Raw genomic sequence first — 13,214 nt, 5'->3', positions numbered from 1 at the left:
ATGCCATAGGCCGCGCACGCGGTAAGAATATGGTGACAGGAGGGAATGATGAGCGTGAAAGCACCCTAAACCAGTTGCTTACTGAAATGGATGGTTTTGGTACAGATAGCGGTGTAATTATATTGGCTGCTACCAACCGCCCCGATGTGTTGGACAGTGCTTTATTGCGCCCGGGACGTTTCGACCGCCAGATAGCCATTGATACTCCCGACCTTGTTGGTCGTGAACAGATATTTAAAGTGCATTTGAAACCTTTAAAACTTGACCCTGAGGTTGACCCTAAGAAATTATCTGCACAAACTCCCGGTTTTGCCGGTGCTGAGATTGCCAACGTATGTAACGAAGCTGCTTTGATTGCTGCACGTCGTGATAAGTCGGTGATTGATATGCAGGATTTTCAGGATGCGATTGACCGTGTGATTGGTGGTTTAGAGAAGAAGAACAAAATTATATCGCCCGAAGAAAAGAAAATTGTTGCTTACCATGAGGCAGGCCATGCTATTGCAGGTTGGTACCTTGAGTATGCTGACCCGTTGGTGAAGGTATCAATAGTTCCGCGTGGTGTTGCAGCATTGGGGTATGCCCAATACCTGCCCAAAGAACAATACCTGTACCGCCAAGAGCAGTTGATAGACATGATGTGTATGACCTTGGGCGGACGTGCAGCTGAAGATATTATTTTTAACAGCATAAGCACAGGTGCACAAAACGACTTGGAGCGTATTACCAAAATGGCTTATGCGATGGTAACCATGTACGGTATGAACCCTAAAGTAGGTAACGTATCGTTTAATGACCCACAAGGCGAATACGGCTTTGGTAAGCCCTACAGCGATGAAACTGCTAAGATGATTGACGAAGAGGTTCGTAAACTGATTAGCGATGCTTATGAACGTACCAAAACGTTGTTGAATGAACGCCGTAACGAGCTTGAGACCATTGCCAAAGAATTGCTTGAAAAAGAAATCATTTTCCAAACTGATTTGGAGCGTTTGATTGGCAAACGTCCTTTTGACAGCAAAACCAGCTACGAAGAATATATGGACAAAAAGCCTGCGGTTGAGGCAGTAATCGAGCCTGTTGCAACAATTACTGAAGAGCCCAAAAACGGAAATGAACCCGAAATTGAAGTGTAATTAACACTGTACTTATTTATATTTATAAACCCTCTTGCCCTTTCGGGCAAGGGGGTTTCTTATTTTAAAACGTACCGTACCCAAGAAATGCGTGTTCAAAAATGAAAAAAAATACATAAGTTAGCCACACTATAATCAAAACTAAACCTATCATGAACCGCGTTTTACAGCATTTCAGCAAAATACTATCAATGGTATGGCTGCTTTTCCCTGCTATTTTATTCATCCTATTAACTGCTATTGTTTTCGGCTCCTTATCACAAGGGCAAGACGTATTGTTAATAGCCGTTCAGCACCGTGATTCGGCAACGTTATTAGCCCTGGCGGTGGCCTTTTTGGCCTTTATGGCATGGTACACATCAAGGCTGATAGTTTATATTAAAACAGAAAGACAACCCTTGGAGTTGCAGGAAGCAAGCGAACGACAAGCCAGCGAGTTTTGGTACAATGTGTTTCCCCGCGTGTTGGGCTATGCTACCTTTTTTGCGGTAGAGGCAGCCATTATAAACCACCCGTATTTTGGTACTGAAAACGATGGATGGTGGATTACAGCCCTTTTGGTGGCGCAAGTGGCCATATATTTTGGTATTTATAAGCTGTTTAATAACACCAACCGAAGCTACAAGGCAGGCAGTACATGGATTGCCCTTATTGCGTTTGCTATAATATTGGTAGTAGTGTACCTTCTGTCAGCCAAGGGCACTATTAACCGCAATTTGTGGGTGCAGTTGGTAGCTCTTTGGGTAGCACAAACTGCATTTTTAGCATGGAATCACCTGCGTCGAAAAAACCTTGATGCCAACAATAGCAATGAGTATGTGACTATTACGCTGCTTAAGAAAATAAAAATTATTACCCTCCCTAAAAATGAGGTGCCCTTTTTCAAAGGGTTTAATATAATAGCCATTATTCCATTGGTCTTTTACCTTGCTGCCATATTCTCAGGCGGTTGGGCCAGAGCAGTCGGGCCGTTCAACATTGTAATGCTTAGTTTTGGTGTGCTATTGGGCTTCTTGCAAATAGTGTCAATGATTACAATATGGAGGCGTATTAACCTGCATTTTATTTTATGGGGATTGGCTATAGTTATCGGAATGTTTAGCAGCCCTTACAAGCTGCGCAGAGAAGAAACAGCGGGTAAAGTATATGACCACAGGAAAAACATAGCAGACTATTCAAAACAATGGTTTACTAATAACCTTGGAGCCATTGAAGCATTAGACTCAGGTAAAAAATTCCCTGTGTACTTTGTATTGTCAGACGGTGGAGCTTCACGTTCAGGGTATTGGGTGGCTTCGGCGTTAGGACGTTTGCAAACAGAAACTAACGGAAAATTCGGCCGTCACTTGTTCTGCCTTTCAGGAGCTTCGGGCGGTAGTGTAGGGAACGCAGTTTTCTATGCATTAATGGACAGTTCTTTGCGCAACCCGTCATTTAGAGGAATGAATTACCAAGAAGAGGGCAGTGCCTTTTTGCAAAGTGATTTCTTATCATCAACCATTTCACACCTTCTGGGGCCTGACTATTTCAGACATATTTTGGTGCTAAGTGGTATAGAAGACCGCAGCGCAGCTCTTGAAATATCAATGGAAGAACCTAATCACGACCACTTTATGGGGAACTTGTTTGCCAAACCGTACGCTGATTACATTTCCAGTTTTAATGATAGTTTAGGCAAGCTACCGTTGTTCTTTATCAACACCACCCGTGTTAAAGATGGTTCGCCCGGTGTAATAGGTAATGTGGCCGTAAACAACCGATACACTACCCGTATTGATGTATTGGGCATGATGGACGATACTCCGCACTTTGGCAGTATTCACTATAGCTCGGCAGCAGTATTGAGTGCCCGTTTCCCATACATTAGCCCTGCGGCAGATATTAAGAACGAGTATTTTGTTGATGGCGGATATTTTGATAACTCAGGGGCGGGTATTGTGCTGGAAACCATTTCGTACCTAAACGGGTTGATGGCAAAAGACACCTTCTACAGGCCAATTAGAAATAAAATTGAGTTCCACATCATACATATTTCTAACTCTGAAGGCGGTGCAACAGAGCCCAGCAGGATGCACCCGTTGGTAAACGATTTGTTTACCCCTTTAATAACGCTATCAGGGTCGTATGGGCAACAAACCAACGTAAACAACGATCGTCTTCGCTCGTTTGTTCAAACCTATGCAAATACTAATTGCTCTAACTGTTGGACGAAGATTAATCTTTACGACATGAAACATCCCGCTGATACAACTTCGTTTTCTATGAACTGGGTGATATCAGATACAACATTGCGTCGGATGGATCAACGTATAGATTCTAACCAAAACTTAAGAAAACTGATTAAGAAGATTAACGGACAACCCGATTAACCTTTCAAAGGGATTTCGATATAGAAGGTAGTACCGCGGTTCACTTCGGTGTCAAACCAAATGCGGCCGTTGTGTGCATCTACAATCTGTTTAACGATAGACATACCTAGACCCACGGGTTTTTCTCCCTCTGTGCCGTGCCGCTTGGCCATGGTAAATTTATCGTAGATAGCATTCCGCAGTTTTTCAGGTATACCCATGCCTTCATCGGCAATAGAGATAAGCGCATGCCCGTTTACTTCTGAAAGTACAATACGGATAATACTATTGGCATGGCTGAATTTTATAGCATTTGAAAGCAAATTGCCCACCGCTCGGGTCATTTTTTCTTTGCTTACAAACGCAGTTATCACCTCTTTAGGGTCGCTAAATTCAATCGTAATTTGTTTTTGTTGGGCGCGGTTTTCATACAAACGCACCGTGCTGCGTATTATTTCTGCAAGTTGCTGGTCGCTCTTCTCAATCTCAAGCCCGCCATTATCAAGGTGCGCAGCATCCAGCAAATCATTTATCACATCCAGTGCATTCTCGCAAGAGCGTTTAATCAATTCAACCAACTGCACATCAGCATCGTTCATTTGAGCAAAACTCTCCGAGCCTTCAAGTAATTGCAGCACTCCTGTAATATTATAAATCGGCCCCCTTAAATCATGAGCCACCATGCCCAGCATGCGGTTCTTTTCAGTATTAAGCAACTTCATTTCCTCTATCGCCTGCTCAAGGTCGATAGTATTCAATGTAATCTGCTCATTTTGCAGTGCCACTTGTTCGTTCAGTTTCTTCTGCTCTTTTAGGTTTTTGCGGTAAACGTTCATAAAGAACACCACAATCACCAGAATAACCACCACCAACACCGATATGGCAATAAACGTTTGCAGTCTCAGTTGGTTAGAGGCGTTATCCGCTTCCAGAAGCTCAACCATTTTGGTTTTCTCGTTCAGTTCCCTAAAGAGAATCATGTCTTGCAGGTTTTCAGCTTCGTTTATCTTGGTAATAGAATCTACCAAGGCCATTTGCTGGCTTTGAAAATGATGTGCACTTTTGTAGTTGCCCCTCTTAGCCTGAAAAGCCGACATTAAACCATACAAGCGAGCCCGCCATTCTTTCATCCGCGATTGCTTAACTTTAAATGTAAAGTCTATCGCTTTTTCAATATTGGTCTCAAAGGCATCAATGCTGTCAAGCTCGTTATATATTTCCAACAGGTAAGTATACGAGGTAACCGCATCACCATTATCAAAATTAGGCCTGCTGTTAATGGCTATATTGGTGTGTAAGCGTTCCGTTGCAGCCTCGTATTCACCCTTCAATTGAAACAACCGGCCAATGTTGCCGCTAACTACCCCGTAAGCATTCTCTTTTATCTTAGAGTCAAGGCTTTGGGTTTTAGTTAAGGCACTATCGTAGTAAAACAAAGCCGAGTCGTAAAAACCCTTTTGCACATAGCACAACGCAATGTTGTTATACACTTGCACCCATTTTGTTTTATGCTCTCCGTCAAAATTGGCCGACCTTATGGCTGTTAGCGTGTGCTTAAAGTTTTCGAGGGCAAGCGTATAATCGTGTTGGGCATAAAAAATGGTACCCAAACGGTTGGTAACAAAAGCCTGTGTTAAAAAATCGCTGTGCTGTTTGGCAAAATCATACGCCAATAAATAAAATTCATTGGCTAAACGCTTTTTGTTTAAATCACGGTAAATATCACCGATTTCGAGCATCACATCCAGCTCTGATGATGTACCCGAAGATTTTATTACCTCGTAAGCCTTGTGGCACCAGTTTAATCCTTCCAGATAATTTTGTCGCCAGCGCTCCATAGAACCCAGCATAAGATAAACCCTGGCCTGCCCCTCTTTATTTCCTGTTTCAATGCACTTCTTCTCAAGCTCAGTAAGGCGTTGCTTCAATGGCTCATAGTTCGACTTATAACCTGTATCAATCATGGCGTGAGTTATCTCAACAAGCGAATCAAGTTCACTTATTTTAAGCTCCCGCTCATGCAAACTGTTACTTTGTTTGCACGCGGGCATGATAAAGCCAACGGCAAATACAAAAAATAACAAGATGTGCTGCTTTTGTTGTGAAAGCACTAGTACAGAGTTTTTTAAAATTTCGCAAAAATAAACAAAAAAAACGCAAAAAACTAAACATCAAATTACTGCACATTTAACTGCCCACCACTACAAAACATTTCTATTTTTGCCCCGTTACTTGTTGTGAAAGTATAAACCATGAGCGAAAATCAAAATATGAAACAGGAGGCCTTGCGATATCACGAGGAAGGCCGTCCCGGTAAAATAGAAGTTGTACCTACTAAACCCACTCTTACGCAACGCGACCTTAGCCTTGCATACTCGCCCGGTGTTGCCGAGCCTTGTTTAAAAATACAAGAAGACCCCGCAAACGTGTACCGCTATACTGCCAAAGGCAATTTGGTGGCAGTAATATCAAACGGTACTGCGGTACTTGGGCTTGGAAATTTGGGTCCTGAGGCTTCAAAACCCGTAATGGAAGGTAAGGGTATTCTGTTCAAGATATTTGCGGATATTGATGTATTTGATATTGAACTGAACTGTACCGGTGTAGACGAGTTTGTAGCTACTGTAAAAGCACTTGAGCCCACTTTTGGCGGGATAAACCTTGAGGATATTAAAGCACCCGAGTGTTTTGAGATTGAGCGTAGGCTAAAAGAGTCGTTGAACATCCCCGTGATGCACGACGACCAGCACGGAACGGCCATTATTAGTGGGGCAGCATTACTAAATGCGTCTGAACTGGTAGGCAAGCCGTTGGATACCCTTAAAATGGTGGTAAACGGAGCCGGTGCCTCGGCCATATCGTGTACCCGCATTTTTATCTCGTTGGGAGTGAAAAAAGAGAATATTGTGATGTTGGATAGCAAGGGAGTGTTGCGCAAAGACGATGCTTCGCTGGATGAGAATAAGAGCTTTTTTGCTACCGATAGAGATATAAATACGCTTGAAGAGGCGTTAAAGGGAGCAGATGTATTTATAGGGTTGAGTAAAGGCAATGTGTTGACGCCTGAGATGCTGATGGGCATGGCTGCAAACCCTATTGTGTTTGCAATGGCCAACCCCGACCCTGAAATTGACTATGCGTTGGCGGTAGCTACCCGCAGCGATATTATTATGGCTACCGGCCGTAGTGATTATCCCAACCAAGTAAACAACGTTTTAGGGTTCCCCTTCATATTCAGGGGAGCATTGGATGTGCGCGCCACACAGATAAACGAAGAGATGAAGCTGGCCGCTGTACGCGCTTTGGCCCAACTTACCAAAGAACCTGTGCCCGATAAGGTTATGCGTGCCTACAACGAGAAGAACATGAGCTTTGGGCAAAACTATATTATCCCCAAGCCTATAGATGACCGTTTGATATATACCGTAGCTCCCGCTGTGGCAAAAGCAGCCATGGATAGCGGTGTAGCCCGTAACCCTATTACGGATTGGGATGCTTACGAAGCATCGCTGAAAAACCGCATGGGTCTTGAAAACAAACTGATTAATTACTTGACGGTGAAGGCCCGCAAAGACCCTAAAAAAGTGGTATTTGGCGAAGCCGACAATCAAAAGATATTGCGAGCAGCCCACATACTAAAAGAAGAAGGGATTGCGCATCCGATATTATTAGGTAATCACGAGCGGATAAAGGCATTGATTGCAGAAAACAACCTTGACCTTGACGATTGCCCAATTATTGAACCGTTTTTAGAGAAAGAAAAGCTGGAACAATACGGCGATATACTGTTTGAAAAACGTCAGCGCAAAGGATTGAATGCTTACGAGGCACGCAAAGTAATGCGCGACCGTAACTACTTTGGTTGCATGATGGTAGAAACAGGGGAAGCCGATGCTTACATCTCAGGGCTTACAAAAAATTACACCAATACCATTGTACCGGCATTGCGTGTATTGGGTATGCACCGCGATGTAAACACCGTAGCGGGTATGTACATTATCAGCACCAAAAAAGGGCCGTTGTTTTTGGCAGATACTACAGTAAACCTTAACCCAACAGCTGAAGAGTTGGTACAGATTACGTTACTGGCAGCCGAAGAAATTAAACGCTTCAACATACAGCCTAAAATAGCGTTACTATCATACTCAAACTTTGGGTCGGCAAAAGGCGAAACACCAAGGAAAACAGCTGAGGCCGTGAGAATTTTGCACGAAAAACACCCTGATTTGATTGTGGATGGTGATATACAAGCCAACGTAGCCCTTAACAATGATTTGATGAAGGACAACTTCCCCTTTAGCAAATTGGTTGACCAAGGCGTGAACACCCTGATATTCCCTAACCTTGAGTCGGGTAATATTGCTTATAAATTATTGCAAGAAACCGGCAACTTTGAGGCCATAGGCCCTGTGTTGCTTGGCATGAAAAAGCCCGTGCACGTGTTGCAGTTGGGCAGCAGCATCCGCGAGATAGTGAACATGGTTACCATTGCCGTGGTTGATGCGCAAGACAGAGCATAATAACATACCTTGAATAAACAAAAACACTCGCTGCAAACCATTTGCAGCGGGTGTTTTTTTATGTGTTATAGATTATTGAAAATTAATCTCAGTACTGTCTCCCAAATTCAGGCTTTGCACAAGGCCTTTCAGCATGGCATCGTTACCAATCAGTGAGTCTTCAAGTATGGCACACTCAATATGAGCGTAAGGGCCGATAATTGAGTTACGTACGATTGAGTATTCAATAATGGCATTATCCCCGATAGAAACATCAGGGCCGATAATTGAATTTTTTATGGTGCATCCTTCGCCGATATGTACCGGAGGGATAATAATAGTGTTCTCGTACTGTTTGGTAGATGGAGCCGTTAGCTTAAACCGCTTTAGCAGGGTAGCATTGGTTTCAAGCAAAATATCTTTCTTGCCGCAATCAAACCAATTATCCACGTCGAAAACAGTTAATTTATAACCGCTCTCAGCCATGTGGTTTAGCGCATTGGTAAGATAAAACTCGTTATTTGTTTTAATATTATTGGCAATAATATATTCTAACGCCTCTTTTAATACCCCGCCGTGCTTAATGTAATAAGCGCCGATAAGGGCAAGGTTGCTTTTGGGTATCGATGGTTTTTCAACCACGCTGGTAATAAAGCCTTCACCGTTAAGTTGGGCCACACCAAAAGCACGGGGGTCGTTTACCTTCTTCACTCCTAACGATGAATAAGGGCTTTTAAATACCTTCTGTAAATCGGTATAAAAAATAGTATCACCCAATACAATAAACACCTCATCTTCATCATTCACAAGGTCTTTAGCCAGCCATATAGCGTGGCCTATGCCTTTGCCGCTGGTTTGTATAACAAAATGGTTGGTATTGTTGGGGTAATTAGAGGTAATATAACTTTCAATTTTATCACCCAGGTAACCGATGATAAAAATAAACTCAGTAATTCCCGCTTCGCTGAGGTTGTCAACAATGTGGGCGATAATGGGTTTTCCTGCAACCGGAATAAGTGATTTTGGTTGCGTATGTGTGTGTGGACGCAGTCGCGTACCGATACCTGCTACGGGTATGATAGCTTTCATAAGTGAGACAAAGGTATGAAGTTTAAGCGAAAAGGCCGATAAGAATTACATAACCTTCAAACGGCCGGATAATAAAGGGCTTAGTGCTTGTTTGCCAGCTGTCCGCATGCAGCATCAATATCTTTACCGCGGCTGCGGCGGATGTTTACAATCAGTCCCTTGTTTTCTAAAAAGGTCTTAAATTTCTCAATCTTATCCCCGTCGGCATTTAAGAAATCAGCATTGCTAATGGGGTTGTATTCAATCAGATTTATTTTGCAGGGCAGCTTTTTGCTAAACTGCCATAACTCGCGAGCGTCCTCAATTTCGTCGTTAAAATGATTAAAAACAATGTATTCAAAAGTAACCCTGCTGCCTGTTTTCTCGTACCAATAAGCCAATGCCTCACCCAGTACTTCCAGATTGTTACTTTCGTTAATGGGCATTATTTGGTTGCGCTTTTCATCATTAGCAGCATGCAGCGATAAAGCAAGATTAAACCTTGCCCCGTCGTCGGCCATTTTTTTAATCATTTTAGCAACCCCGGCTGTAGAAACCGTTATCCGTTGTGGCGACATACCCAAACCATCCGGCGAGGTAATACGCTCAATAGATTTCATCACATTGGCATAGTTAAGCAATGGTTCGCCCATGCCCATGTACACAATATTGCTAAGTGGTATTTCGTAGTTCTCGCGCGCCTGTCTGTCAATCAGCACCACTTGGTCGTAAATCTCATCCGCATTCAGGTTGCGTTTACGGTCCATATACCCCGTAGCGCAAAACTTGCACGTAAGGCTGCACCCTACTTGGCTGCTCACGCAAGCCGTCATACGGTCGGTAGTGGGTATCAAAACCCCCTCAATAATGTTATCGTCGTATAGCTTAAAGGCATTTTTTATAGTGCCGTCGTTGCTTTTTTGTTGGGTGGCAATGCTCACGTTGTTTATCGTGTATCTTTCAGTAAGCCACACTCTTAATTCTTTCGACAAATTGGTCATCTGCTCAAAACTGTGCGCACTTTTTTTCCACAGCCATTCATAAACTTGTTTGGCCCTAAATGCTTTCTCGCCCGCTGCTACCATGTGTTCCTGTAATTGAGGAAGTGTTAGCGAACGCACGTCTGTTTTTTGAGATAAATCCATTTGGCACAAAGATACGTATATACCTCCTTATTGTTCTTATTCGTACTAAACGGGCTTAAATGCTCAATTTTTTAAAACTAACGACTACTTAAAGTAAATTTTTATATGGAGATTTGTATATTATTGACCCTTAAAAAAATAAGATGAAGAAATAGGAAAAAATACCTATTTTGAAGCATGAACGAAATGATTATGGTGAGTGGTAAAATAATCAGCATAATGCTGGTAGAAGACGATGAAGTGGATGTGATGAATATTAAACGGGCGTTTAAAAAAAACAATATCAATAACCCGTTGTATTTGGCAGGAAATGGGATAGAGGCGCTTGAGATTTTGCGTAGCTGCGGCACGGATGATAAACCTATGCCTAAAATCATTTTACTTGACTTGAATATGCCTAAAATGAACGGCATTGAGTTTTTGAAAGAGTTGAGAAAAGACGATAAGCTGCATCAATTGAGTGTTTTTGTAATGACAACCTCAAATAAAGACAATGACATTATTGAGGCCTATAACCTTAACGTGGCAGGCTACATTTTGAAACCATTATCCATGGATAAATTTATGGGTGCAGTAGCGGCATTAAGCAACTACTGGCAATTGTGCGAATTTCCGGTGTAAAAGGAAACGACTATACGACAGAAAACTATGTTTGGGATACAGGATAAAGTTAAGATTCTTTTAATTGAGGACGACGAGATTGATATTTTGGCGTTTAGACGTGCTGTGTCAAAAGGAAATCTTGATTACGAGGTTGAGGTGAACTACCGTGCCGATGAGGCACTCTCTTTGGCACAAAGCGGCAACTATACCTGTATTTTTTTAGATTACTTACTACCCGGCAGCGATGGACTTGAGGTGTTAAAAAGCCTTCGCTCTAAAGGGATACAAACCCCTGTAGTTATTGTTACCTCACAAGGCAATGAGAAGATTGCTGTTGAGATGATGAAAAGCGGGGCGTTGGATTACATTACCAAAGAAGAAATTACAGCAGAGCGTATATCAATGTTGGTGCATACTGCCAACCTGCTCTTAAAATCTGAGAACGAAAAAGCATTGGCCGAAACATCGCTGCGAAAAAGCAGGCAGATGATGGCCAATATCTTTAATGCCAGCGGTATGGGAATGCTGCTGATAGATAGCGAAGGCATGGTACAGCGTGCCAATAAGGCGTTTACAGACATCATGGGTAGTGAAATGAATGAAATTTTAGATCACCCCATCGACGAGATTTTTAACAACCGCCTGCACATGACCGATTTGCTGCACCAAGGCGAACAAGCCTATGAGTTTAGCTTTGAGGCGGGCGGGCAAACCAAATACCTTTCAGTAACCGGTAATACGTTTTACGATGAAGATGGAAAAGAGTACATCATCATCAACTTTTACGACATCACCTCAAAAGTTAGCTACGAGCGTCAAATTGTGTGGCAAAACACCCGCATGGAGGCCCTTTTTGAAAGTACAAACAGCGTTATATTTTCAATAGATGCTAACTACAAAATCACGGGATTAAACAAGGCTGCCAAAAAGATATTCAAAACCTTTTATAACGTTGAGCTTAGAGAGGGAATGGATGTTTTCAAAATTCCGTTTGACGATGATAACCGTCAGATGATGAAAGAGAATTTTGAACTTTCATTTGGTGGAAAACGCGCCACTGTTGTGCACCGCATCAACAAGCTGTTTTTCGAAACCACTTTTAATCCTATCAAAACAGAAGATAAGGGTATTTTGGGAGTGTCGATATTCTCACAAGATATTACTAAAGAAAAAACCAACGAAACCAACTTATTGGAGGCTAAAAAAGTGGCCGAAGAGTTGGCAAAAGCAAAGTCTCAGTTTTTATCAAACATGAGCCACGAGATACGTACGCCTATGAATGCAATCATAGGGCTTACCTCGTTGCTGCAAGAAACAGAGCTTACTGAGGTGCAGCGTGAGAACTTAAATACACTTAAGTTTTCGGCCGATAACCTGTTGGTGATTATTAACGATATTCTTGATTTATCAAAAATCGAATCGGGTAAAATAACGTTTGAAGAGATAAACTTAGACGTTAAGCAAATTATTGAGCAAGTGAGCAAAACATTTGCTTTGCAAGGCAAAACCAAAAACATTGCAATGCTTACCCGCATTGATGATGCTATGCCTGCCCAACTATTGGGCGACCCATACCGCCTTATTCAAATTTTGAATAACCTGATGGGTAATGCGATAAAATTTACCACCGAAGGTTCAGTTACCGTTGGTGCTAAGTTTTTGGGAAACAATAGCGAGGGCAAAGCCATGGTTGAGTTTTCGGTATCAGATACCGGCATAGGAATACACAAGGATAAACTGGGTACTATTTTCGAGAGCTTTACACAAGCCTATACCGATACTACCCGCAAGTTTGGCGGCACGGGATTAGGATTAGCAATTACCAAGCAACTGATAGAAGTTCAAGGCGGTACTATCACTGTTGAAAGCGAACCCGGCAAAGGCACTAGCTTTAAGTTTACTATACCCTTAATTAACGGGGTGCAAAGCAACGCGTTTTCAGGTGATATTAAAAAGATACCCGATACAGCCCTTGAAGGCTTGAAGGTAGCAGTAGCTGAAGACAACAAAGCCAACCAGTTAGTAATCCGCCAGATATTATCGCGTTGGAAAATAAACGTAGTATTACTAAACAACGGTCGCGAAGCGGTTGATTACCTAAAAACCGAAACTCCCGATATTGTGTTCATGGATTTGCAAATGCCCGAAGTAAGTGGGTTTGATGCCATTGAAATGATACGCGACCCTAAATCGGACGTATTGAACCATAATGTACCCGTTTTGGCATTAACTGCCGATGTGTTCCCAGAAACCCGTCAACGCATATACGATACAGGCATGAACGACTATCTGTTGAAGCCTATAAATATTGACGAACTGAAAGAAAAGTTGATACGCTTTGCTGTACTGAAGGAAACCGAGGTATAATTTTTATCGTTTACCCAACACCAATTTTTGGTATTAAGCTTTAGCGGG

At 42.4% G+C, this 13,214-nt stretch carries 8 protein-coding genes; 5 read left to right on the top strand and 3 right to left on the bottom strand.

What is annotated here, in order from left to right; translation table 11 throughout:
- Together F9K23_07415 and F9K23_07410 are read left to right on the top strand one after the other, a co-directional pair.
- Positions 1-1,136 (top strand): AAA family ATPase (locus F9K23_07415; protein KAB2917019.1); only part of this gene is annotated, 1,136 nt, incomplete at its 5' end.
- Between the two features lie 152 nt (positions 1,137-1,288).
- Positions 1,289-3,505 carry a hypothetical protein gene (locus F9K23_07410; protein ID KAB2917018.1) on the top strand — a complete coding sequence of 739 codons (2,217 nt, stop codon included), beginning with the start codon at positions 1,289-1,291 and terminating at the stop codon, positions 3,503-3,505.
- Here F9K23_07410 and F9K23_07405 read toward each other — a convergent pair.
- A complete protein-coding gene (locus F9K23_07405; GenBank protein ID KAB2917017.1) occupies positions 3,502-5,535 on the bottom strand; it encodes a sensor histidine kinase in 2,034 nt (677 codons plus the stop codon). The genes F9K23_07410 and F9K23_07405 overlap by 4 nt on opposite strands.
- 201 nt (positions 5,536-5,736) lie before the next feature.
- On the opposite strand from F9K23_07405, the gene F9K23_07400 reads away from it, so the two are divergent.
- On the top strand, positions 5,737-8,004 hold the full coding sequence (locus tag F9K23_07400; protein KAB2917016.1) for an NADP-dependent malic enzyme: 2,268 nt from the start codon (positions 5,737-5,739) through the stop codon (positions 8,002-8,004).
- A 72-nt stretch (positions 8,005-8,076) separates the two neighbouring features.
- Here F9K23_07400 and F9K23_07395 read toward each other — a convergent pair whose 3' ends face one another.
- Complete coding sequence (locus F9K23_07395) at positions 8,077-9,072, bottom strand: NTP transferase domain-containing protein (protein KAB2917015.1); 996 nt, start codon at positions 9,070-9,072, stop codon at positions 8,077-8,079.
- An 80-nt stretch (positions 9,073-9,152) separates the two neighbouring features.
- On the bottom strand, positions 9,153-10,196 hold the full coding sequence (gene rlmN / locus F9K23_07390) for a 23S rRNA (adenine(2503)-C(2))-methyltransferase RlmN (GenBank protein KAB2917014.1): 1,044 nt from the start codon (positions 10,194-10,196) through the stop codon (positions 9,153-9,155).
- A gap of 195 nt (positions 10,197-10,391) precedes the next feature.
- Here rlmN and F9K23_07385 point away from each other — a divergent pair, with 195 nt between their 5' ends.
- Complete coding sequence (locus tag F9K23_07385) at positions 10,392-10,817, top strand: response regulator (GenBank protein KAB2917027.1); 426 nt, start codon at positions 10,392-10,394, stop codon at positions 10,815-10,817.
- Between the two features lie 27 nt (positions 10,818-10,844).
- Positions 10,845-13,166, top strand: a complete 2,322-nt coding sequence (locus F9K23_07380) for a response regulator (GenBank protein KAB2917013.1) — start codon at positions 10,845-10,847, stop codon at positions 13,164-13,166.
- The last annotated feature ends 48 nt before the right edge of the window (positions 13,167-13,214 follow it).

The sequence above is a fragment of the Bacteroidota bacterium genome (assembly GCA_008933805.1).
GTDB lineage: Bacteria > Bacteroidota > Bacteroidia > UBA8524 > UBA8524 > SB11.
This window is presented reverse-complemented; position numbering and strand designations above follow the sequence as displayed.

Coding starts and splice junctions, on each gene's coding strand:
- F9K23_07410 (KAB2917018.1), top strand. CDS start 1,289: ATGAACCGCGTTTTACAGCATTTCAGCAAAATACTATCAATGGTATGG.
- F9K23_07395 (KAB2917015.1), bottom strand. CDS start 9,072: ATGAAAGCTATCATACCCGTAGCAGGTATCGGTACGCGACTGCGTCCA.
- F9K23_07405 (KAB2917017.1), bottom strand. CDS start 5,535: ATGCCCGCGTGCAAACAAAGTAACAGTTTGCATGAGCGGGAGCTTAAA.
- rlmN (KAB2917014.1), bottom strand. CDS start 10,196: ATGGATTTATCTCAAAAAACAGACGTGCGTTCGCTAACACTTCCTCAA.
- F9K23_07380 (KAB2917013.1), top strand. CDS start 10,845: ATGTTTGGGATACAGGATAAAGTTAAGATTCTTTTAATTGAGGACGAC.
- F9K23_07400 (KAB2917016.1), top strand. CDS start 5,737: ATGAGCGAAAATCAAAATATGAAACAGGAGGCCTTGCGATATCACGAG.